The organism is Streptomyces violaceus, from assembly GCF_036014075.1.
In the GTDB taxonomy this organism is placed as follows: Bacteria; Actinomycetota; Actinomycetes; order Streptomycetales; family Streptomycetaceae; genus Streptomyces; species Streptomyces violaceus.
Map to the genome: position 1 here is coordinate 6,835,503 of NZ_CP107911.1, position 22,365 is coordinate 6,857,867.

22 protein-coding genes are annotated in these 22,365 nt (G+C 70.7%); 12 read left to right on the forward strand and 10 right to left on the reverse strand.

Features of this window, described 5'->3' with window-relative positions:
- Positions 1 to 136 precede the first annotated feature (136 nt).
- Positions 137 to 778: a nucleoside/nucleotide kinase family protein gene (locus tag OG542_RS30725; RefSeq protein WP_328415042.1), complete on the forward strand. Its 642-nt coding sequence runs from the start codon at positions 137 to 139 to the stop codon at positions 776 to 778.
- A 133-nt stretch (positions 779 to 911) separates the two neighbouring features.
- A complete protein-coding gene (locus OG542_RS30730) occupies positions 912 to 1,337 on the forward strand; it encodes a CBS domain-containing protein (protein WP_311125088.1) in 426 nt (141 codons plus the stop codon).
- 61 nt (positions 1,338 to 1,398) lie between these two features.
- Here the strand turns inward: OG542_RS30730 and OG542_RS30735 are convergent, their stop codons facing one another.
- On the reverse strand, positions 1,399 to 2,526 hold the full coding sequence (locus tag OG542_RS30735) for a magnesium and cobalt transport protein CorA (protein ID WP_328415044.1): 1,128 nt from the start codon (positions 2,524 to 2,526) through the stop codon (positions 1,399 to 1,401).
- A 240-nt stretch (positions 2,527 to 2,766) separates the two neighbouring features.
- Here OG542_RS30735 and OG542_RS30740 point away from each other — a divergent pair, with 240 nt between their 5' ends.
- On the forward strand, positions 2,767 to 3,561 hold the full coding sequence (locus OG542_RS30740) for a methyltransferase domain-containing protein (protein WP_328415046.1): 795 nt from the start codon (positions 2,767 to 2,769) through the stop codon (positions 3,559 to 3,561).
- 170 nt (positions 3,562 to 3,731) lie between these two features.
- Here the strand turns inward: OG542_RS30740 and OG542_RS30745 are convergent, their stop codons facing one another.
- Positions 3,732 to 4,685 (reverse strand): carbohydrate kinase family protein, encoded by a 954-nt coding sequence (locus tag OG542_RS30745; protein WP_408057803.1) that lies wholly within the window; start codon positions 4,683 to 4,685, stop codon positions 3,732 to 3,734.
- The gene (locus OG542_RS30750; RefSeq protein ID WP_311125086.1) at positions 4,682 to 5,590 is read right to left on the reverse strand and encodes a pseudouridine-5'-phosphate glycosidase; all 909 of its coding nucleotides are present in this window, start codon (positions 5,588 to 5,590) and stop codon (positions 4,682 to 4,684) included. The genes OG542_RS30745 and OG542_RS30750 overlap by 4 nt, the downstream gene beginning before the upstream one ends.
- A 98-nt stretch (positions 5,591 to 5,688) precedes the next feature.
- Between OG542_RS30750 and OG542_RS30755 the strand changes: the two genes are divergently transcribed.
- On the forward strand, positions 5,689 to 6,117 hold the full coding sequence (locus tag OG542_RS30755; protein WP_328415050.1) for a VOC family protein: 429 nt from the start codon (positions 5,689 to 5,691) through the stop codon (positions 6,115 to 6,117).
- Between the two features lie 14 nt (positions 6,118 to 6,131).
- Here OG542_RS30755 and OG542_RS30760 read toward each other — a convergent pair whose 3' ends face one another.
- Positions 6,132 to 6,686 (reverse strand): methylated-DNA--[protein]-cysteine S-methyltransferase, encoded by a 555-nt coding sequence (locus tag OG542_RS30760; RefSeq protein ID WP_328415051.1) that lies wholly within the window; start codon positions 6,684 to 6,686, stop codon positions 6,132 to 6,134.
- 86 nt (positions 6,687 to 6,772) lie between these two features.
- A complete protein-coding gene (locus tag OG542_RS30765) occupies positions 6,773 to 7,645 on the reverse strand; it encodes a glycerophosphodiester phosphodiesterase (protein ID WP_311125083.1) in 873 nt (290 codons plus the stop codon).
- A 287-nt stretch (positions 7,646 to 7,932) separates the two neighbouring features.
- Between OG542_RS30765 and OG542_RS30770 the strand changes: the two genes are divergently transcribed.
- From OG542_RS30770 to OG542_RS30800, 7 genes are all read left to right on the forward strand, one after another.
- Positions 7,933 to 8,805 carry an MHYT domain-containing protein gene (locus tag OG542_RS30770; protein WP_328415053.1) on the forward strand — a complete coding sequence of 291 codons (873 nt, stop codon included), beginning with the start codon at positions 7,933 to 7,935 and terminating at the stop codon, positions 8,803 to 8,805.
- A gap of 40 nt (positions 8,806 to 8,845) precedes the next feature.
- The gene (gene uvrB / locus OG542_RS30775) at positions 8,846 to 10,993 is read left to right on the forward strand and encodes an excinuclease ABC subunit UvrB (protein WP_328415055.1); all 2,148 of its coding nucleotides are present in this window, start codon (positions 8,846 to 8,848) and stop codon (positions 10,991 to 10,993) included.
- Between the two features lie 139 nt (positions 10,994 to 11,132).
- Positions 11,133 to 11,711 (forward strand): TerD family protein, encoded by a 579-nt coding sequence (locus OG542_RS30780; protein WP_311125080.1) that lies wholly within the window; start codon positions 11,133 to 11,135, stop codon positions 11,709 to 11,711.
- Between the two features lie 77 nt (positions 11,712 to 11,788).
- Complete coding sequence (locus OG542_RS30785; RefSeq protein ID WP_328415058.1) at positions 11,789 to 13,801, forward strand: TerD family protein; 2,013 nt, start codon at positions 11,789 to 11,791, stop codon at positions 13,799 to 13,801.
- 228 nt (positions 13,802 to 14,029) lie between these two features.
- Positions 14,030 to 15,031 (forward strand): TerC/Alx family metal homeostasis membrane protein, encoded by a 1,002-nt coding sequence (locus OG542_RS30790; RefSeq protein WP_328415060.1) that lies wholly within the window; start codon positions 14,030 to 14,032, stop codon positions 15,029 to 15,031.
- 130 nt (positions 15,032 to 15,161) lie between these two features.
- Entirely contained in the window at positions 15,162 to 15,464 is a 303-nt protein-coding gene (locus OG542_RS30795) for a hypothetical protein (protein ID WP_328415062.1), read from the forward strand.
- A gap of 63 nt (positions 15,465 to 15,527) precedes the next feature.
- Positions 15,528 to 16,628 (forward strand): calcium:cation antiporter, encoded by a 1,101-nt coding sequence (locus OG542_RS30800; RefSeq protein WP_328415064.1) that lies wholly within the window; start codon positions 15,528 to 15,530, stop codon positions 16,626 to 16,628.
- Here OG542_RS30800 and OG542_RS30805 read toward each other — a convergent pair.
- Both OG542_RS30805 and OG542_RS30810 read right to left on the reverse strand, forming a co-directional pair.
- Positions 16,618 to 17,910 (reverse strand): MFS transporter, encoded by a 1,293-nt coding sequence (locus tag OG542_RS30805; RefSeq protein ID WP_328415066.1) that lies wholly within the window; start codon positions 17,908 to 17,910, stop codon positions 16,618 to 16,620. The genes OG542_RS30800 and OG542_RS30805 overlap by 11 nt on opposite strands.
- Positions 17,911 to 18,003: 93 nt before the next feature.
- Positions 18,004 to 19,050 (reverse strand): S66 family peptidase, encoded by a 1,047-nt coding sequence (locus tag OG542_RS30810; protein WP_328415067.1) that lies wholly within the window; start codon positions 19,048 to 19,050, stop codon positions 18,004 to 18,006.
- A 103-nt stretch (positions 19,051 to 19,153) separates the two neighbouring features.
- Here OG542_RS30810 and aroQ point away from each other — a divergent pair, with 103 nt between their 5' ends.
- The gene (gene aroQ / locus OG542_RS30815) at positions 19,154 to 19,627 is read left to right on the forward strand and encodes a type II 3-dehydroquinate dehydratase (RefSeq protein ID WP_311125074.1); all 474 of its coding nucleotides are present in this window, start codon (positions 19,154 to 19,156) and stop codon (positions 19,625 to 19,627) included.
- A gap of 65 nt (positions 19,628 to 19,692) precedes the next feature.
- Here aroQ and OG542_RS30820 read toward each other — a convergent pair whose 3' ends face one another.
- The 3 genes from OG542_RS30820 to OG542_RS30830 are packed head-to-tail and all read right to left on the reverse strand — an operon-like array spanning position 19,693 to position 22,213.
- On the reverse strand, positions 19,693 to 20,445 hold the full coding sequence (locus OG542_RS30820; RefSeq protein WP_328415069.1) for an amino acid ABC transporter ATP-binding protein: 753 nt from the start codon (positions 20,443 to 20,445) through the stop codon (positions 19,693 to 19,695).
- On the reverse strand, positions 20,442 to 21,344 hold the full coding sequence (locus OG542_RS30825; protein ID WP_408057804.1) for an amino acid ABC transporter permease: 903 nt from the start codon (positions 21,342 to 21,344) through the stop codon (positions 20,442 to 20,444). Before OG542_RS30825 ends, OG542_RS30820 begins: the two co-directional genes overlap by 4 nt.
- The gene (locus OG542_RS30830) at positions 21,341 to 22,213 is read right to left on the reverse strand and encodes an ABC transporter substrate-binding protein (RefSeq protein WP_328415071.1); all 873 of its coding nucleotides are present in this window, start codon (positions 22,211 to 22,213) and stop codon (positions 21,341 to 21,343) included. Before OG542_RS30830 ends, OG542_RS30825 begins: the two co-directional genes overlap by 4 nt.
- Positions 22,214 to 22,365 lie beyond the last annotated feature (152 nt).

Consider the following 22,365-nt stretch of genomic DNA (forward strand, 5'->3'; position numbering starts at 1 on the left):
CATTCCCTGTGACGACGGGACGAACTACGTCCGCCACGACAGACCCCGGCCATCTCGACGCCTCCCTGCGGCCTGTCCCTCTCCGCCGTCCGAGGAGCCCGCGAGCGTGACAGCTCCTGCCTCGGCCTGACGCATCATGGGCCGTGTGCGACTCGAAGCGATCACCTGGGACCGGCTCGGCGACCTGCTCGCCGAGCGCCTCCTCGACCTGCAGCCCGCCGACGGCGCTCCCTGGCCTCGCATCGCCTTCGACGGCGCCCCGGCCGCCCGCCCCGGGGATCTCGCCCAGCGCGTCTCCGAGGCGCTGCGCGTCCGCGGCCGCCCGTCGCTCGTCGTGGGCACAGAGGGCTTCCTGCGCCCCGCCTCGGTGCGACTGGAGTACGGCCACCGGGACGTGGAGGCCTATTACAACGGCTGGTACGACACCGGCGCCCTGTGGCGCGAGGTGTTCGGCCCTCTCGAAGCCGGCGGCGACGGCCGCGTCCTGCCCGACCTCTGGGACCCGGCCGCCGACCGCGCCACACGCAGTCCCTATACCCAACTCCCGCCGGGTGGCGTCCTGTTGCTGCACGGACCCTTCCTCCTTCGGCACTGGTTCCCCTTCGACCTGAGCGTCCACGTCCTGCTTTCGCCGGGCGCCCTGCGCCGCCGCACGCCCGAGGACGAGCACTGGACCCTCCCGGCGTTCGAGCGCTACGAGCACGAGACGGACCCGGCCGGCACGGCCGACGTCCTGGTACGGGCCGACGATCCGCGTCATCCGGCGTGGAGCGGTTGAGCGGCTGCTCACTGTCGGGCGGGCGCGGACGGGTTCCGTGTGCGGGCATCCGGTGGCGCGGCGAGAATGAAGGGCGTCGGGACTCGCGGTGCGTCCCGCGCCGCGCCGGCCGTCCGGCATCGGGAGGTACTTCATGACCACCGCCGGAGACATCATGCACCGGGGCGCCCAGTGGATCCCCGCGCACGAAACCCTCGAACGCGCCGCCCAGCTCATGCGTGAACTGAACGTCGGTGCCCTGCCCATCAGTGACGAGAACGAGCGGCTCTGCGGCATCCTCACCGACCGCGACATCGTCGTCGGCTGCGTCGCCATGGGGCACGACCCCGCCAGGATCACCGCGGGTGAGATGGCCAAGGGCACCCCGCGCTGGATCGACGCGAACGCCGATGTCGGCGAAGTGCTCCGCGAGATGCGAGAGCACCAGATCCGCAGGCTGCCCGTGATCCAGGACAAGCGCCTGGTCGGCATGATCAGCGAAGCCGACCTGGCCCGGCACCTGGCGGACGACCAGATCGCCTCCTGGGCCGAGAGCGTCTACGCCACCACCACACGCTGACCCCGCGGGGTAACCGGAGGTCCCGCCCGCAGGTCACCCCCCCCGCGCGTCACGGCCCGCGTCAGAGCCAGCCGCTGCGCCGGAACGCCCGGTACAGCGTCACGCACGCGACGGATATGACGCCGATGACCATGCCGTAGCCGTACCGCCAGTGCAGCTCCGGCATGTGCTCGAAGTTCATGCCGTACACCCCGCAGACCATCGTCGGCACGGCGATGATCGCGGCCCACGCCGTGATCTTCCGCATGTCCTCGTTCTGCGCGACCGTGACCTGCGCGAGGTGCGCCTGCAGGATGGAGTTGAGCAGTTCGTCGAAGGCGGCGATCTGCTCCTTCGCCCGCAGCAGATGGTCCGAGACATCGCGGAAGTACGCCTGTATCTCCGGGTCGACCGCTCGGATCGGCCGGGTGGCGAGATCCTCGAGCGGGCGGCTGAGCGGCACCACGGCCCGCTTCAGTTCGAGGAGTTCACGCTTGAGCTGGTAGATGCGCCCCGGGTCGGCGCGTGCACCGGTCTCCGCGAAGACATCCGTCTCGACCTGGTCGATGTCCGCCTGCACCGAGTCCGTGACGGTCAGGTAGTCGTCGACCACGTGGTCCGCGATCGCGTGCAGCACCGCGGACGGGCCCTTGGCCAACTGGCCGGGATCGGACTCCAGCTCTTCGCGCAGCGGACCCAGCGAGCCGTGTCGACCGTGCCGCACGGTGATCACGAAGTCCTCGCCGACGAACACCATGATTTCGCCGGTGTTCACCACCTCACTGGTGGCCGTGAGTTCCTCGTGCTCGACATAGCAGACCGTCTTGAACACCGCGAAGAGCGTCTCCCCGTACCGCTCCAGCTTGGGGCGCTGGTGGGCCTCGACGGCGTCCTCGACAGCCAGCGGGTGCAGGTCGAAGAGCTCGGCGATGCCCGCGAACTCCTGGTCGGTGGGCTCGTGCAGCCCGAGCCAGACGAAGCCCTCTCGGCGCTTGCGCACCCGCTCCACGACATCCACCAGATCCCCGCGCGCGGGGGTGCGGACACCGTCCCGGTACGTCACGCAGTTCACCACCGAGGAGCCCAGCGGGGAGCGGGCCGGGTGACTCAGGTCGACGCGCGGGCGCCGCCTGGCCAGCCGGGCCACCTTGCGAAGGCCGTCGACCCCGCCGAGGCTCGTGACCTTCCGCAGATTCCCTGCCATGGACATCCGGATCTCCTTGTGTGAACTCCTCGCGCCGTTCCTGCGCCTTGGCGCGCCAGTCTGCCAGGCCCACGTGAGCTGCGGGTAAGCCTGTGGAAACGACTCATTCCGCTTTGTTCCCGGCTGTGGACGAACGACTCGCCGGTGCCGTTGTTCTGAGACATCGACGCGTGCCGGCGCGGTGCGGTTCTTCTCACCGGAGCGTCGACCATTACGGATAAGTCGGACAACTGGGATGATCGCCGCATGATGCGAACCGATGGGCACCTCCTCGACAACCGGCAGACCGAGGCGGCAGAGCATTTCAGCGCCTTCGCCGCTCTCTTCGACCCCACGACGTTCCGGCATCTCGAAGCACTCGGCGTCGGATCCGGCTGGCGGTGCTGGGAGGTCGGCGCCGGCGGCCCGTCCGTCGTGTCCTGGCTGGCGAAGAGGGTCGGCCCGACCGGACGCGTCGTCGCGACCGACACCGACACGTCACGGCTCGCCCGGGGCGCCCGGCCGCCCGTCGAGGTCCGCGTCCACGACCTCGGCGCACAGGACCCGCCGGGGGAGGGCTTCGACCTGGTGCACGCCCGCCTCGCCCTCGTCCACGTCACCGACCGGCAACGGGCGTTGCGGTCCATGGCCGGCTCTCTGCGCCCCGGCGGGCGCCTCCTCGTCGAGGACGTCGACCCCGCCCTCCAGCCCCTGCTCTGCCCCGACGAGTACGGCCCCGAGCAGCAGCTCGCGAACCGGCTGCGGCACAGCTTCCGCAAACTGCTCGCCGACCGCGGGACCGACCTCCCCTGCGGCCGCACCCTCCCGCGCCTGCTCCGGGAGGCCGGCCTGACCCGCGTCCACGCCGACGCCTACTTCCCCCTCGCCTCACCGGCCTGTGCGGCCCTGGAGTCCGCCACGATCCGCCAGATCCGCGACCAGTTGGTCACCGCGGGCCTCGCCACGGACCAGGACATCCAGCGGCACCTCATGAACGTCACGTCCGGCGCGCTCGACCTCACGACGCCACCGATGATCTCGGCGTGGGGACGCAAGCAGTAGCCGGGGGCGGCACGGGCGTGGGACATCAGCCGCGCAAGGGCGGCCTGCTCCGCATGAGCCGCGCAAGGGCGGCCTGCTCCGCATGAGCCGGGCAAGGGCGGCCTGCTCCGCTTGAGCCGGGCAGAGGCGGCCTGCTCCGCTTGAGCCGGGCAGAGGCGGCCTGCTCCGCATCAGCCGGGCAGAGGCGGCCTGCCGCCCACTCGCTCCACTGCCCGCGCACCCGCCCGGCAGCCCTCCGCCGCCGCCTCCTCCGGCTCGGCGCCCGCGAGCAGGGCGCCGAGGAACGTGCCGGTGAAGGCATCACCGGCGCCCGTGGTGTCCCGCGGCGTCGCCGGCGCGGCGGGAACGCGGGCGCACACCTTCCCCGAGCGGGCCACGAGTGCTCCCTCGCGCCCCAGCTTGGCGACGACCAGCGGGATGCGCAGGCTCAGCTCGGCCGCGGCGTCGGCCGGGTCGGCCAGCCCCGTCAGCAGGCACGCCTCGTCCCGGCTGGGCAGCAGTACGTCCACGCCCTCGACGAGCGCCAGGAAACGCTCGACGCCCAGCTCGGTGAGGAACCCGGCCGACGCCGGGTCCATACTCACCGGCACGCCACGCGCGCGTGCGGCCTTCAGGGCCACCGTCACCAGGGCGCGACTCCGTTCGGAGAACAGGAGGTAGCCCGACAGGTGCAGCCGGGCCACCCCGTCGAGCAGCGCGTCCGACCAGTCGGCGGGTTCGAGCCGCAACGAGGCGCCGCTGTCGGTGAGGAACGTCCGTTCCGCCGAAGCGTCCCGGTCCACCAGACAGATCACCGTGCCGGTCGGCGCCCGCGGGTCGACGACGAGCTGCGGGCATACGCCGTGGGCCGCCAGCTCGCGCTCGTGCCAGGCGGCCGCATCCGCGCCCACGCGCCCGAGCAGCCGTACCTCCGCCGCACCCCGGTGCGCCGCCCAGCACGCCACGTTGGCTCCGGCCCCGCCCGGCACGGTCCGGATCGAGGCAGCCGTGTCCGTGCCCGCCGCGAGCGGCCCCCGGTGCCGCGCGACGACATCGGTGATGACGTCCCCGACGACCAGCAGCGCCGCGCCCTCCACGGAGCGCTCCTCACGGCCTGTGGGGTGGCCGGCCCCGGTCCCGGTCACCCCCGGGCCCAGGCCGCCGCGATCCGCGCCGCCAGGCGTACGTTGCCGCGGACCGCCGCCAGGTTGGCGCTAAGGGAGGCCCCGTCGGTGTGCCTTACCAGATAGTCGAGCAGGAACGGTGTGACCGCCTGGCCGGTGACCCCCTCCTCATCGCACGCCTGCAGCGCGTCCGCGAGCACGCGCGCGTGCAGCTCCGGATCGAGCTGCTCCTCCTCCGGGACGGGGTTGGCGACGATCAGTGCCGACTCCGGCTCGGCGAGCGCGTCCTGGGCCCGCATGACGCCCGCCACCTGCTCCGGCGTCCGCAGCGTCCAGTCCACCGGATGCCCCGAGTCGGACAGATAGAAGCCCGGGAACCGGTCGGTGCCGTAACCGGCTACCGCGACACCCAGCGTCTCCAGCCGCTGCAGGGTCGCCGGCACGTCCAGGATCGACTTCACCCCGGCACACACCACGGTGATCCGTGTCCGCGCCAGTAGACCCAGATCGGCCGACTCGTCCTGCGTCACCGTCCATTCCCGGTGCACCCCGCCGAGCCCGCCTGTCGCGAACACCCGGACGCCCGCCCGCGCCGCCAGCAGCGCGGTAGCCGACACCGTGGTCGCGCCGCTCGCCCCGACGGCCACCGCGAGCGGCAGATCGCGGTGGCCCAGCTTGCGGATCCCGTCCTCGTTCGCGACCCGCTCCAGCTGCTCCTTGTCCAGTCCGACATGGGGCCGCCCGTCCAGCACGGCGATGGTCGCGGGCACCGCCCCCTCCTGCCGCACGGCCGTCTCCAGCTCCAGGGCCACCTGGAGGTTGCGCGGCCGCGGCAGCCCGTGGGCGATGATCGTGGACTCCAGGGCCACCACGGGCTGCCGCGCCTCGAGCGCCGCCCGCACCTCTTCCGACATCACCAGCACCACGCGCCTGCCTCCTGTCAGTCGGTCCTCCCTCATCTCTGGCGGGCGGCGCGCCGGGCCAAACCCTTGCGGACTGTCGAGGACGTCACGAGCCTGGAGGCATGACGGACCACGCAGCACGTCTCGACCACGTCGTCCTCTGGGTGCGCGACCCGGTCGCCGCCGCCGACTTCTACGAGAAGGCCGTCGGCATGGAGCCGCTCAGGCTCACCGAGTTCGCCGCGGGCCAGGTGCCGTTCCCCTCCGTGCGCGTCAACGACGAGACCATCCTCGACCTCATGCCGCTGACCTTCGCGGAACGCATGACGATGCTGCCCGGCGCGGCCGACAGCGCCGGCCACCCCGTCAACCACGTCTGCCTGTCCCTGCCCCGCGGCGACTTCGACGCCCTTCTCGGCCGCCTCGAGGAACGCGCCGTACCGGTGTCCGAGCTCTCGTACGACTCCTTCGGAGCCCGGGGCAAGGCGACCCGCAGCTTCTACTTCCGGGACCCGGACGGCAACGTCTTCGAGGCGCGGCATTACGACTGACCAGGCCCGAGACCTCAGAAGAGAGGCTCGGGCAGCACCCCTTCCAGGGCGAGAAGCTTCCGCTTCGTCTCCAGACCGCCCCCGAAGCCGCCGATACCGCCGCCGTTCTCGACGACCCGGTGACAGGGCACCACCACCGGCAGCGGATTGGCGCCCATCGCCATGCCCACGGCCTGCGCGGCGCCCGGCTGACCGACCCGCCCGGCCAGATCGCCGTACCCCACGACCGTGCCGTACGGCACGCCCGAGGCCAGTTCGCGCAAGACCTCCCGGTTGAAGCCGGAGATCAGCGACCAGTCCAGCGGCAGGTCGAAGTCGCGTCGCTCACCCGCGAAGTACGCCCCGACCTGACGTATCGCCTCGGCCAGCAGCGGGGAGCCGGGCGCCTCGACGGGCTCGGTGCCGAGGCGCGACGCCAGCCGCTCGACCGCCCGGTCCCGCACCGCGTCCGTGGCATGGAACACGACGCTGACCAGGCCCTCGCGGGTCGCGGCCAGCAGCAGCGGACCGATGCCGCTGTCGACGACGCACCACACGACCCACTGCTCAACCTGCCCATGGCTGTCCATGCGCCCACCGTACGACCCGCCACTGACAACGCCGCCGAGGGAAGGCCGGCAGGCGGCTGCCGTCTGCCGGCCGACGGGGCGACGGATCACCCGCCCACGGCCTCCCGCACCACATCCGGCTTGTTCGTGATGATCCCGTCGACGCCGTACCGGGCGACCCGCTGGGCCGTGGCCGCGTCGTCGACCGTCCAGGTGAAGACCTCCAAGGGCGTGCCGTGCGGTCCGTCGAACTCCTGGACGGCGGAGACGTACTCCGTGGAGAGCGAGCCGTACGACGGGTTGATCTGGTCGGCGAAGTCGGCGTAGGCCGACAGGTCCGACACCGGCGGCGTCCCCAGGAAGCCGGTCTTCACACCGGGCTTCAGCCCGTGCACCGTCCGCACGCTGTCCGCGCTGAAGCTCTGCACGATCAGCCGGCCCGCCAGATGCGACTTGTCGAGCCACCCTTCGTTGCTCAGGACCTTGAGCGTCCGGCGCTCTATGCCCGGATACAGCTCCGGGTTCTTGATCTCCAGGAGAAGCTTCTGGTGGTGCCGCTCGACGCGGTCCACGAACTGTTCCAGCGTCGGCACGCGCGCGCCCGCGAAGGCGGGGCCGAACCAACTGCCCGCGTCGAGGCGGGCGATCTCGGCGGCGGTGAAGTCCTTCACCTTCCAGGGGGCCCTCCCGGGGAAGACCTCCTCGGCATCGGTGGTGCGCCGCAGGTTGTCGTCGTGGACGACGACGAGCTCTCCGTCCCTGGTCTGCTGGACGTCGTTCTCCACCCAGGGGATGCCCAGCTCGGCCGCCTTGTCCACGGCGGCCAGCGTGTTCTCGGGCGCGTACGCGGAAGCGCCCCGGTGGGCGATGACCAGCGGCACCACCTCGGCGTCGGCGGCCCCGGCGGGGGAGACGGGGACGAGGAGAACGGCGGTCCCCAGGAGTGCGGTGGTGGAGGCGGCAACAGCGCGCGCGTGCATGCGTACTCCTCGCGTGAGCGTTCGGTGGCATCACAGACAGATCAACTGTGACAGCAGAGGGTCAACGCGAGAGGGGTGCAGGATGGCCACAGGTTGAACGCAGATGACCCCACTCCGCTCACTGGTGCCGCACAACTGGGGCAAGGCCGTGTTTCTTTGCCGGAAAGTCGTTCGACCATTCCGGTGGGAGTCATACTCTCTGCGTCAACCCTGACCGCTCGTGCGGTCCTGGGAGGGGGCGCACATCAGGAATTCCGGGACGCACAGGGCGGGAAGGGCAGCCGCGCATGCAGGGCACGGTCGACGGATTCAGCTACGGCCTGGTCACACCCCTGGTGGCCTACCTCATGGCCTGCCTCGGCGGCGCCCTGGGGCTGCGGTGCACCACCAGATCCATGCTCGTCGCCCAGTCGTGGCGCCCCGGCTGGCTCGCCCTCGGCTCGGCCGCCATCGGCTCCGGCATATGGACCATGCACTTCGTCGCGATGATGGGGTTCACGGTCCGCGGGACCCCGATCCACTACGACAAGGCGATGACCTTCGCGAGCCTGGCCGTGGCGATCGTCATGGTGGGCATCGGGGTCTTCATCGTGGGCTACAAGGGCGCCCGGGGAACGGCCCTGTTCACCGGAGGCACCATCACCGGTCTCGGCATCGCGTCGATGCACTACCTCGGCATGGCCAGCATGCGCCTGGACGGCAAGCTGGAGTACAACACCGTCACCGTCGGCATCTCCGTCGCGATCGCCATGTGTGCCGCCACCGCCGCGCTGTGGGCGGCCGGCCAGGTCAGGGGCTTCCTGTGGAGTGTGGGTGCCAGCCTCGTCATGGGGCTCGCCGTCAGCGGCATGCACTACACCGGCATGGCCGCCCTCGACGTCCACCTCCACGGCACCGCCGCCCCCACCTCGGGAGAATCGCCCGCGGCCCTGCTCGCGCCCATGCTGATCGGCCCGCTCGCTTTCCTCCTGCTCGCGGGTGTCGTGGTGATGTTCGACCCGCTGATGGTCATGGGGAAGCCCGCCACCGCCCCCCTCGAGCAGAAGCCCGGCATCCCCGCCCATACCCGCAGCGGCGTCCACCACTCCGCGCACCGACTGCGGTTCCGCCCCCGCCGCCCCGTGGAGCACAGCCGCTCCCGAACCCCGCAGAAGCGCTGATCGGAGCCCGTTGTCAGTGCGGGGTCGTACGGTGGATTCCATGCGGCCCGTTTCCCAGATCGAACGCACGGTGGCGCCCTTCGAGGTCGTCAGCCCCTACCAGCCGAACGGCGACCAGCCGACGGCCATCGCCGATCTCGCCCGGCGCGTCCAGGCAGGCGAGAAGGACGTCGTCCTGCTCGGCGCGACCGGCACCGGCAAGTCCGCCACCACCGCGTGGATGATCGAGAAGCTTCAGCGCCCCACACTGGTGATGGCGCCGAACAAGACGCTGGCCGCCCAGCTGGCGAACGAGTTCCGCGAGCTGCTCCCGAACAACGCCGTCGAGTACTTCGTCTCGTACTACGACTACTACCAGCCCGAGGCGTACGTCCCGCAGTCGGACACCTACATCGAGAAGGACTCCTCGATCAACGAGGAGGTCGAGCGCCTGCGCCACTCCGCGACCAACTCGCTGCTCACCCGCCGCGACGTCGTGGTGGTGGCCTCGGTCTCCTGCATCTACGGCCTCGGTACGCCGCAGGAGTACGTGGACCGCATGGTCCCCCTCAAGGTCGGCGACGAGTTCGACCGGGACGAGCTGCTGCGCCGCTTCGTGGACATCCAGTACACGCGCAACGACATGGCCTTCACCCGCGGCACCTTCCGCGTCCGCGGCGACACCATCGAGATCTTCCCGGTCTACGAGGAGCTGGCCGTCCGCATCGAGATGTTCGGCGACGAGATCGAGGCGCTGTCCACCCTCCATCCGCTCACCGGCGAGATCATCAGCGACGACCAGCAGCTGTACGTCTTCCCGGCGTCCCACTACGTCGCAGGGCCAGAGCGCCTGGAGCGGGCGGTCAACGACATCGAGAAGGAGCTGGGCGAGCGCCTCTCGGAACTGGAGAAGCAGGGCAAGCTCCTGGAGGCCCAGCGCCTCAGGATGCGCACAACGTACGACATCGAGATGCTCCGCCAGATCGGCTCCTGCTCCGGCGTCGAGAACTACTCGATGCACTTCGACGGCCGCCTGCCCGGCTCCCCGCCCAACACCCTGCTGGACTACTTCCCGGACGACTTCCTCCTCGTCATCGACGAGTCGCACGTCACGGTGCCCCAGATCGGCGCCATGTACGAGGGCGACGCCTCCCGCAAGCGCACCCTCGTCGACCACGGCTTCCGGCTGCCCTCCGCCCTGGACAACCGCCCCCTGAAGTGGGAGGAGTTCCAGGAGCGCATCGACCAGACGGTCTACCTGTCGGCGACCCCCGGAAAGTACGAGCTCTCCCGCGGGGACGGCGTCGTCGAGCAGATCATCCGCCCCACCGGCCTGGTCGACCCGGAGGTCGTCGTCAAGCCCACCGAGGGCCAGATCGACGACCTGGTGCACGAGATCCGGACGCGCACCGACAAGGACGAGCGCGTCCTGGTCACCACGCTCACCAAGAAGATGGCCGAGGACCTCACGGACTACTTCCTGGAGCTGGGCATCCAGGTGCGCTATCTGCACAGCGACGTCGACACCCTGCGCCGCGTCGAGCTGCTGCGTGAGCTGCGCGCCGGCGAGTACGACGTGCTCGTCGGCATCAACCTCCTGAGGGAGGGCCTCGACCTGCCCGAGGTGTCCCTGGTGGCGATCCTGGACGCCGACAAGGAGGGCTTCCTGCGCTCCGGCACCTCCCTGATCCAGACCATCGGCCGCGCCGCGCGCAACGTCTCGGGCCAGGTCCACATGTACGCCGACAAGATCACCCCGGCGATGGAGAAGGCCATCGACGAGACCAACCGACGCCGGGAGAAGCAGATCGCGTACAACACGGAACAGGGCATCGACCCCCAGCCCCTCCGCAAGAAGATCAACGACATCGTCGCCCAGATCGCCCGCGAGGACGTCGACACCGAGCAGCTGCTCGGCTCGGGCTACCGCAAGGGGCGCAAGGACGGCGGGGGCGCCAAGGCGCCCGTGCCCTCCCTGGGCGGCAAGGCCGCCGAGGGGGCCAAGCCCGCCAGGGGCAAGGGCAAGGCCAAGGAGACGGTACCGACCGACCGCCCCGCCGCCGAGCTCACCGAGCAGATCGAGGAGCTCACCACGCGCATGCGGACCGCCGCCGCGAACCTCCAGTTCGAGATCGCGGCCCGGCTGCGCGACGAGGTCTCCGAGATGAAGAAGGAACTGCGTCAGATGAAGGAGGCGGGCCTGGCCTGACAGCGGACCGCGTACGCGCTGTGTTGCAAGACCGACACAAAGTGCGGACCGGGCTACGTCGCTGTCAGTGGCCCTGCGTAGGGTTCTGGTCAACCGCGAATATGCGGCAACAGGGGATGTTCGAGAGGGGAATCAGCGCGTGTCCATCAACATGACCAAGGGTCAGGCCATCAGTCTGCAGAAGAACGACGGCGGCAGCCTGACAGCGGTGCGGATGGGTCTCGGCTGGCAGGCGGCTCCCCGGCGCGGCCTGTTCGGCTCGCGCACGCGAGAGATCGACCTCGACGCCTCTGCCGTCCTGTTCGCGGACAAGCAGCCGGTCGACGTCGTCTTCTTCCGCCACCTGGTGAGCGACGACGGCTCGGTGCGCCACACCGGTGACAACCTCGTCGGCGGTGTCGGCCAGGGCGGCGACGACGAGGCCATCCTCGTCGACCTCTCCCGCGTCCCGGTCCACATCGACCAGATCGTCTTCACCGTGAACTCCTTCACGGGCCAGACGTTCCAGGAGGTGCAGAACGCGTTCTGCCGCCTGGTCGACGAGACCAACGGCCAGGAGCTCGCCCGCTACACGCTGGCCGGCGGCGGCCAGTACACGGCCCAGATCATGGCGAAGGTGCACCGAGCGGGCCCGGGCTGGTCGATGACGGCCCTGGGCAACCCGGCCAACGGCCGTACCTTCCAGGACCTCATGCCGACGATTCTGCCCGCCCTCTAAGGCCACAGGGGTAACCGCTCGGGGCGGGCCGGCGAGCGGCACACGACACCACACAACGACACAGGGGGACGAAGGCGATGACGGCCGAGCTGGTGCGGGGGCAGAACCACCCGCTCTCCCAGGCCTGTCTCGAGATCCGGGTCTCGGCCGGCACGCCGATCGTGGCCGCGGCCGCGCTCAGCGACGAGACCGGCAGGATCCACGGCGTGGAATGGGTGGCCCATCCGGGCGATCCCACCCAGCCCGGTCTCGAGGTCTCGCGACAGGCCGCCGCCGACCACCGCCTCGCGGTGGACCTGGACGCCCTGCCGGAGGCCGTCCACCGTGTCGGCGTCCTGCTCGCCCTGCCCGTCGGCGGGGCGGGCCCGGTCCGCTTCGGCGCCGTCGCCGCCCCGTTCGTCGCCGTCACCGGCCTCGACGGCGGCGAGATAGCCAGTTACACCCTCACCGGCCTGGACGCCGAGTCGGCCGTGGTCGCCCTGGAGCTCTATCGCCGGCAGGGCGCCTGGAAGGTGCGCGCCGTCGGCCAGGGTTATGCGGGCGGCCTCGCCGAACTCCTCAGCGATCAGGGCCTGCCCCAGGCCCGGCAGCTCGCGGGCAGCATCGACGAGGCGGTGGCCCAAGGGCTGGCCCGCTCGGTCCAGGCGCCCCCGCCGCGCACCGCGGACGGCGACCGTTCCCGCCAGACAGCGACCCCGGCCCTCGGCCCGGACCAGGGCGGCACCGCTCCCCAGGGCGCTCCCGGCCCGCCCGCGGCCCCGTACGGCGGGCAGCCGCCCGGCGTGCCGGGGCAGCCCACACCGCAAGCGACGTACCCCGGAACGGCACCGGACCCTTCCGCCGTCACGCAGCCGTCCGTGCCCACCGCGGGCAGTCCGATCGACTACAGCCATCCGCACCGCCAGAACACCGCTCCGCCCCCGCCTCCGCCCACCGCACCCCCCGCCGCGCCCGGGCAGCCCGCCCAGCCCGTGGCGGGCGACGCGACCGGCTGGTCCATGGAGGAGCGGCTCTACAACCAGGTGTGGGGCATGTTCGAGGATCTGGCCCGCACCACCGCCGCCTACCGCAGCGCCGTCGACTTCGCCGAGTCCCGCATGGACAAGGAGCTCGAGCAGGTCCTGTCCGACCCGCGCAGCCGGATCGGCGGGCAGGGGGACGCCGCCCGTGAGGCGGCCCGCGCCCGGCACGCACAGCTCGTCGCCCAGGCCAGGGAGGCCCTCGACCGGGACATCGCCCAGCTCACCGCAGAGGCCGACGTCGTCGAACCGGCTCTGCCACCGGCCTACGCCCGCTGGGACAACCCCGTGTGGCATGCCTACCGGCCGCCGATGGAGATCCCCATGGCGCTGCGCCTGGGCGACCTCCATCTCCCCGAAGCCGACCGGATCCGCATCCCGATGCTGGTCCGGCTGCCGCTGGAGCGTGGTCTGTGGATCGACAGCGGCCACACCGGATCGTCCGACGGTTCGTTCACCGACTCGCACGCCATGGGGCGTCTCGCCATGGAGACGGCGGTCGCGCACGCGGCCCGGCTGCTCGCCGTCTATCCGGCGGGCGAGTTCACGGTCCATGTCATCGACCCGGCCGGTTCGGGGGCGCAGCCGCTGGTACCTCTCGCGCGGAGCGGTGTGCTCGCGGCTCCGCCCGCGCTCGGCGCCGCAGGGGTGGCGGACGTGCTGGGGCGGCTCATCCAGCGGGTCGACCTGGTGCAGATGGCGGTGCGGGGAGGCGCCGCCGACTCCCTGCCGCCCGGCTTCGACACCTCGCAGCAGCTGCTGATCGTCAACGACTTTCCGCACGGCTTCGACGACCGTGCCGTGAACCAGCTCCGCTACCTGGCCGACGAGGGCCCCGCCTTCGGCGTCCACCTGATGATGGTGGCCGACCGTGAGGAGTCCTCCGGATACGGGCCTTTGCTCGATCCGCTGTGGCGTTCGCTGCTGCGACTGACACCGGTGTCCGACGACCACCTCGCCGACCCGTGGGTCGGTCATGCCTGGACGTACGAGCCGTCGCTCGTGCCGCCCGGCAGCCAGGTCCTCCAGCAGGTGCTCGCCCGGGTCGCGGCTGCCCGTACCAAGTACTAGTAAAGCCACCCTGAGCAGGGGTTTTGGCCCTTCTTTTGCCAGACGCTTTACCTGTTCTTGGTGATTGGGGTATTGTTGACGGCACGGAGGGGAGTACTCCCTGTCTGCTGCGGCGTACCCGTCAATACGGATCAGGCCAGATCCCGGGGCGTCGGCCCATCCTTGGGTGGAAGAGACCTCCGGCAGCGACGACGCTGACATTTGCCGTTAACGACTGCCGGAGGCGCAGTGGATGTTTCCGTGACCCTATGGGTCCTGACGATCGTGGGCCTCGCCGCCCTGATCGCGGTCGATTTCTTCATCGGCCGCAAACCGCACGACGTGTCGATCAAGGAAGCCGGGATCTGGACGGTCGTCTGGATCGTGCTGGCCGCGCTCTTCGGGCTCGGTCTGCTGGTGTTCGGCGGCGGCCAGCCCGCCGGTGAGTTCTTCGCGGGCTTCATCACCGAGAAGTCGCTGAGCGTCGACAACCTCTTCGTCTTCGTCCTGATCATGGCGAAGTTCGCGGTGCCCTCGCAGTATCAGCAGCGTGTTCTCCTGATCGGTGTCCTCATAGCCCTGGTCCTGCGGGCCATCTTCATCGCCGCCGGCGCGGCGATCCTCGCCAGCTTCGCCTGGGTCTTCTACATCTTCGGCGCCTTCCTCATCTACACCGCCTGGAAGCTCATTCAGGAGGCCCGGGCCGACGAGGAGGACGAGGAGTTCGAGGAGAACAAGCTGCTCAAGGCCGCCGAGCGCCGCTTCGGCGTGTCGGACCGGTACCACGGCACCAAGCTGTGGATCGAGGAGAACGGCAAGCGGGTCATGACCCCGATGCTGGTCGTGATGCTCGCGATCGGCACCACCGACGTGCTGTTCGCCCTCGACTCCATCCCCGCGATCTTCGGTCTGACCCAGGACCCGTACATCGTCTTCACGGCCAACGCGTTCGCCCTGATGGGTCTGCGCCAGCTGTACTTCCTCATCGGCGGCCTGCTGAGGAAGCTGGTCCACCTCAGCTACGGCCTGTCGATCATCCTCGGCTTCATCGGCGTGAAGCTGGTGCTGCACGCGCTGCACGAGTCGGGCGTTCACGTCCCCGAGATCAGCATTCCGGTATCGCTCGGCGTGATCTGTGCCGTCCTGATCGTCACCACGATCACCAGCCTGCGGGCTTCCAAGAAGCAGGCGGCCGCCGAGGCGGCGCAGGGCCAGAGCGGAAGCGCTCCGAAGGACAGCATCGACGTCTGACCGCGTCGGACGTAGGAACAACCATCACCGGGACCGGTGGTCGGCGAATTGCCGACTGCCGGTCCCGGTGCTTGCTTGTTTCCTGAGCGTCTTTCCCGGCCCGGGGGCGCCGTGGTCGGCTGGAGGTGCCATGAAGTTCGTGCAGATCATCGACTTCGAGACCGAGCGCTTGGACGAGATGGAGCAGATTTTCGAGGACGCGGAGCGGCGCTTCGCCGACCGGACGGGCGGCCCCACTCACCGCATCCTCCTGAAGGACCGCGACAACCCCCGCCGCTATCTGGCGCTGATCGAGTTCGATTCGTTCGAGGAAGCCATGCGCAACAGTGAGGACCCCGAGACCGGCAGGATGGCGGAGCGTCTGGGTGCGCTGTGCGTCGGCGAGCGGGTTTACACCAACTGCGACCTCCTGGACGCGAGCGAGCTCAAGTAGCCCCCGCCTCGGGCCCCGCGCGACCGGAGTGCGGGGCCCCTGCAGCTCTGCGACGATCACTGCATGATCGCTCGGCGCAGGCCGCTCACGGCACAGTGGACGACCTTGGTGCCCTTGCTCGCGGCCGTGCTGCTGGCCCTCACCTGGGGGCGCGATCTGCCGGCCGCGGTCGTCGCGCTGGTGACCCTGGTCCTCGCGGGAGCTGTTCTGTCCGCCGTCCACCACGCCGAGGTGGTAGCGCACCGGGTCGGAGAACCGTTCGGCTCCCTCGTCCTCGCCGTCGCCGTCACGATCATCGAGGTCGCCCTCATCGTCACCCTGATGGTCGACGGCGGGGACAAGAGCTCGACACTGGCCCGCGACACGGTCTTCGCGGCCGTGATGATCACCTGCAACGGCATCGTCGGCCTGTGCCTCCTGGTCGCCTCACTGCGGCACGGCACGGCCGTCTTCAACCCCGAGGGAACCGGCGCCGCACTCGCGACCGTCGCGACCCTGACCACGCTCAGCCTGGTCCTGCCGACGTTCACCACGAGCAAGCCGGGCCCGGAGTTCTCCACCGTCCAGCTGACCTTCGCGGCGCTCTCCTCACTGATCCTGTACGGCCTGTTCGTCGCGACGCAGACCGTGCGGCACCGGGACTACTTTCTGCCGATCACCCGGCAGGGCGACGTGATCACCGCCGAGGAGCACGCCGCGGCGCCGACCGCCCGTACCGCCCGGATCAGCCTGGGACTGCTGGGCCTGGCGCTCATCGGCGTGGTCGGCCTGGCCAAGGGCGTGTCGCCCACCATCGAGTCCGGGGTGGAGGCCGCAGGGCTGCCCCAGGCCGTCGTCGGCGTGATCATCGCGCTGCTGGTCCTGCTCCCGGAGACCATCGCCGCACTGCGCTCCGCACGCCGCGACCGCGTGCAGACCAGCCTGAACCTCGCCCTCGGCTCGGCCATGGCCAGCATCGGCCTGACCATCCCCGCCGTCGCGCTCGCGTCCGTGTGGCTGTCCGGCCCGCTGGTACTCGGCCTCGGCGCCACGCACATGGTGCTGCTCGCCCTGACCGTGGTGGTGGCTTCCCTGACGGTGGTCCCGGGCCGCGCCACACCGCTCCAGGGCGGGGTCCATCTGGTGCTGTTCGCGGCGTATCTGGAGCTGGCGATCAACCCGTAGGCGCCTCCGCCTCTGCCTTCGCCCCCGCCCCCGCCTCCACCGGCACCGGACGCGTCTCCGGCAGCAGCGCGAAGCACCCCAGGCTGCACAGCGCGATCGCCGTCAGATACGCGGCCACGCCCCAGGGCACCCGCCCGCCCTGCTCGGCGAGCGCGGTCGCCACGATCGGCGTGAGCGCGCCCCCGAGGACGCCGCCGAGGTTGTAGCCGACGGCGGCGCCGGTGCAGCGCACCCGCGGCTCGTACAGCTCCGGCAGATACGCGGCGACCACGGCGAACATCGTGATGAACGAGAGCATCGCTCCGAGGAAGCCGAGGAACATCGGCAGCGGCGCGCCGGTGGCGAGGAGCGCGACCATCGGGAACATCCACAGGGCGGCTGCCGCGCACCCGGCCAGGCACATGGGGCGTCGGCCGTAGCGGTCCCCGAGCATCGCCACCAGCGGTGTGAGCGCGCCCTTCACGACCACCGCGCCCATGATGCAGGTCAGCATGACGCTGCGGCTCACCCCGAGCCGTTCCGTGCCGTAGGCGAGGGACCAGGTCGTCACGGCGTAGAAGATCGCGTAGCCGATCGCGAGTGCTCCGCCGGTCAGCAGGAGGAGACGCCAGTGGTCGCGCATGACCTCGGCGATCGGCACGCGCGCGTGGTCGTCGAGCTCGAGGAAACTGGGGCTCTCGGCGAGCGACGAACGCAGCCACAGCCCCACGATGGCCAGCACCCCCGCCGCCCAGAACGGCACCCGCCACCCCCACGCGGCGAACTGCGCCTCGGACAGCATCGTCGACAGCCCCAGCACCACACCGTTGGCGAGCAGGAACCCCAGGGCGGGCCCGACCTGCGGGAAGCTCGACCACAGCCCGCGTCGCTCGGCGGGCGCGTGCTCCACCGTCAGCAGCACCGCCCCGCCCCACTCCCCGCCGAGCCCCAGGCCCTGCAGGAAGCGCAGCACCAGGAGCAGCAGGGGAGCGGCCACGCCGATCGTGTCGTAGGTCGGCACGCAGCCGACCGCGACCGTGGAGGCGCCGGTGAGCAGCAGGGAGGCGACGAGGACCGGCCGTCGTCCGCGCCGGTCGCCGATGTGCCCGAACAGCACCGACCCGAGCGGCCGCGCCACGAAGCCCACGCCGAAGGTGGCGAAGGCGGCCAGCGTCCCGGCCACCGGCGAGAAGGTCGGGAAGAACAGCGGCCCGAGGATGAGGGCCGCCGCGGTCCCGTAGACGAAGAAGTCGTAGAACTCGATGGCCGTGCCGGCGAGCGAGGCGGCCGCGAGGCGCGGCATGGAGGGTGCCCTTACGGTGCGTACGTCCTGCATGCCGCGTCAACTACCCACAGTGACGGCCGGTTACGGGGGCGCGTGGAAGTTCGGGGGCCCTCAGTAGGTGACCGTGATGCGCCGGTCCGGCCCGTCCACGCGCACAGCGCCCCCGTAGGGGATCACCAGTTGCGGATCGGTGTGCCCGAAGTCCACGTCGAAGACGATCGTGGTGTCCGGAGCGTAGGCCCGCATGGCGCGCAGGACCGCCTCACGCTGGTCGGACGCGTAACGAGCGGCCTCCTCAGGGCTGTTGGGGTGCTCGAAGGACCAGCTTTTCGGGCGGCCCATCAGAAGGGCCGAGAAGCGCCGGAGAAGTCCGCGCTCGCCCATGTTCCGCAGGGTGCTGAACACCTCCAAGGCGCTCGGCATGTCCTCCGAGGTCTCCAGCAACAGCACACCGCCGTCGTACTCGGACAGATCGTGCGCGATCTCGCGGTCGGCCATCAGCAGCCAGCCGATGATCTCCAGGCAGCCGCCCCAGCTGCGGCCCTCCACCACCCGGTCAGCGTTGACCCAGGTCCAGCCGGTCCCGGGCCGGGTCTCCGGCTCCGCGTCGAAAGTCGCCGGATCAGCCCAGTCCCGGTCGATGTCACGCCACCGCTCGGCGGGCCGCAGCTCGTACGGGCCGGAGGTGAACAGGGCCGCCCGCAGGGAGTCGGCGGTCTGCAGGTGCATGGCACCAGGACGGCCCAGCTCGCACATGACGCTCCCGCCGTGGTAGCCGACGATGCCGCTGTTGCGCAGGAAGGCGAGCAGGTTCGTGTTGTCGCTCATCCCGAAGAACGGCTTCGGGTTCGCCCGGATCAACTCCCGGTCCAGCAGTGGCAGCACGGTGATCTGGTCGTCCCCGCCGATCGACGCGATGACCGCCTTGATGTCCGGGTCGGCGAAGGCGGCGTGGATGTCGTCGGCCCGTTCCCGGGGCGAGGAGCCCATCTTGCGCGTCGCCGGATACTCGACCGGCTCCAGCCCGTACTCCTTGCGCAGCCGCTCCAGCCCCAGCTCGTAGGGGAGCGGGAAGAGCCCCGGCAGGCCGGAGGAGGGGGAGATCACGGCGATACGGTCACCGGGGGACGGCTTGGGCGGGTAGGAGAGGCTCGTCATGCCGGGAGGCTACGGCCCGGCGGGCTGTCGGCGCACCGTGATAAACCGGGTCCGAGCAGCGGTCCGTCACGGGCCGCCCGACCTTGAACGGACCGGAGGAACCGTGCCCCGCACCCTGGCCCACGCCCCGATCATGATCCTCAACGGCCCCAACCTGAACCTGCTCGGCCAGCGTCAGCCGGAGATCTACGGCTCCGACACGCTCGCCGACGTGGAGGCCCTGTGCGCCAAGGCGGCGGCCGCCCACGGTGGCACGGTCGACTTCCGCCAGTCCAACCACGAAGGCGAGCTGGTGGACTGGATCCACGAGGCGCGGCTGAACCACTGCGGCATCGTGATCAACCCGGGCGCATACTCGCACACCTCCGTCGCCATCCTGGACGCCCTCAACACCTGTGACGGCATGCCGGTGTTGGAGGTCCACATCTCCAACATCCACCAGCGCGAGTCGTTCCGGCATCACTCCTACGTCTCGCTGCGCGCCGACGGGGTCATCGCGGGCTGCGGAGTCCAGGGCTACGTGTTCGGGGTGGAGCGCGTCGCGGCGCTGGCGGGGGCGGGACAGGCGGACGCCTAGACCCTGCCCGCGATGTAAGCCCCGACGACCAGGGCGGGCGCCCCTTACACCCGCGTCGCCCCCGACTACAGCCGGCCCGCCTCCACGATCCGCCGCAGGAAGCGCCGTGTGCGCTCCTGCCGTGGTTCCCCGAAGACCTGCTCGGCGGTGCCGTGTTCCAGCACCACGCCGCCCTCCAGGAAGCACAGCTGGTCGGCGACCTCCCGTGCGAAGCCCATCTCGTGCGTGGCCAGCACCATGGTCATGCCCTCGTCCTTCAGGTCGCGGACGACGGTGAGGACCTCGCCCACCAGCTCGGGATCGAGGGCGGCGGTGATCTCGTCCAGCAGAAGCAGCCGGGGGCGTACGGCCAGGGCGCGCACGATCGCCACCCGCTGCTGCTGGCCGCCGCTCAGCCGGTCCGGGTACTCGCCCGCCTTTCCGCCCAGTCCCAGCCGCTCCAGCAGCTCACGCGCGCGTGCCTCGGCCTCGGCGCGGGCCAGGCCGTGCACCCGGCGCGGAGCGAGCGTGATGTTCTCCAGGACCGTCATGTGCGGGAAGAGGTTGTACGACTGGAAGACCACGCCGATCCGGCGGCGCACGGCGTCCTGGTCGACGCGCGGGTCGGTGATCTCGTCGTCGTCCAGCCAGATCGCCCCGTCGTCGATCTCCTCCAGCAGGTTCGCGCACCGCAGCAGCGTGGACTTGCCGGAGCCGGAGGCGCCGATCAGCGCGGTGACCGTGTGCGGGGCCACCTCCAGGTCGACGTCCCGAAGGACGACCGAGCCGCCGAAGGTCTTGCGGACGGACTCCATGCGCAGCACGGGCGTCTCGCTCATGTGGTTCCTCCCTGGGCCCGCCGGCGGTCCATGCGTGCCGTCACCCAGTCCGTGAAGCGGGTCATGGGGATGGTCAGCGCGACGAAGACCAGACCCGCGACGATGTACGGCGTGTAGTTGAGGCTGCGGCCGACGATGATGTCGGCGGCCCGTACGGCGTCCACCGCACCGCCGATCGAGACCAGCCCGGTGTCCTTCTGCAGCGACACCAGGTCGTTCAGCAGCGGCGGGACCTGGCGGCGTACCGCCTGGGGCAGCACCACGTGGCGCAACGCCTGCCGGTTGCTGAGCCCGAGTGAGCGGGCCGCGGCGCGCTGCGAGGGATGCACGGACTCGATGCCGGCGCGGAACACCTCGGCGACGTACGCCGAGTACGTCAGGGTGAGCGCGGTGCCGCCGAGCAGCACCGGGTCCACGGTCACCCCTTGGAGCCGCAGCGCCGGGACGCCGAGGACCACGATCATCAGGTTGATGATGAGCGGCAGGCCCCGGAAGAAGTCCGTGTAGGCGGCGGCCAGGGCGCGCAGCGGGAAGAACACCGGGCCGCGCAGCGTACGCGCGACGGCGATCAGCATGCCGAGGACGAGCACCGCGGCACCGCAGATCAGCAGCAGCCGGACGTTCAGCCACAGCCCTTCGAGAACCTTCGGGAACGCCTCGCGCGCGTACCCCCAGTCGAAGAAGGTCTCCTTGGTGCGCGGCCAGCCCGGGGCGTTGACGATCACCAGGTAGAGGACCGCTCCGGTGACGAGGGTCGAGAGCGCGCCGACCGCGGTGGCACGCCGGGCGCGGGCGCGCTTGTAGCGCTCACGGTCCAGGCGCCGCTGCGACGGGACGTAGCCGTCCGGCGCGTCGTGCTCGCCGGAGCCCTCCGCCGGCTCCGCCTTGTTCAGCGTCACTTGAGCACCGGGGCGTCGGCGGCGTCCGACAGCCACTGCTGCTCGAGCTTCGCGAGCGTGCCGTTCTCGCGCAGCGCGTCGACGGCCCGCGAGACGCAGGGGGTGAGTGCGCTGCCCTTGTCGAGCACGAGGCCGAACTGCTCCGGCGTACCGCCCTGGTTCTCGAACTGGCCGACGATCGTCGCGTCCGTGATCTCGGCCCCGGTGATGTAGAAGGCCGTCGGCAGGTCCACGACGATGGCGCCGACCTGGCCGTTCTTCAGCGCGGACTTGGCCTGGTCGTTCTTGCCGTAGACGGCCGCCGCCTGCTTCGGCTTCACCACGTCGTCGATGTAGTCGAGGCTGGTGGTGCCGACCTGGGCGCCCAGCTTCACGTCCTTCAGGTCGGCGATGCTCTTCGCCTTGGCGGCCTCGGAGCCCTTCAGCGCGACGACGGCCTGGCGTACGTCGTAATAGCCGGACGAGAAGTCCACGGCCCTCTTGCGTTCGGCGCTGACGGACACCTGGTTGATGTCGAAGTCGAAGGTCTTCTCGCCGGGCGCGAAGGCCTTGTTGAACGGGACGGTCTGCCAGGCGACCTTGTCCTTGCCGTACCCGAGCCGCTCGGCGACGGCGTACGCGACCGCCGACTCGAAGCCCTTGCCGCCGGCGGGGTCGCCGTCCTTGAACCACGGTTCGTAGGCGGGTTCGTCGGTGGCGATCGTCAGCTTGCCCGAGGTGCGGGTGGCCAACTCACCCTTCGCGCAGGTGCTTCCGGCCGATGCCGATGGACCGTCCGACGCCTCCGGCTGCGGAGCGCAGCTCACGGCGGCGGCGAGAAGGACGACGGCGGCGGCAGCGCGGCGCAGGGCGCGCGGGGCAGGATGCATGGCGCGAGATTGGCAGCCGACGGGCCCGTTTGTCGAGGTCACGACGGTAAGTGCTCGCATCGTGGGAGCGGGTGTTGCGTTCTTGTGAACACTTCACGCCGCGCGCCGTTTCGGGCGGGTGCCGGGGCCGCCGGCCGAGGGCGGGGATCGAC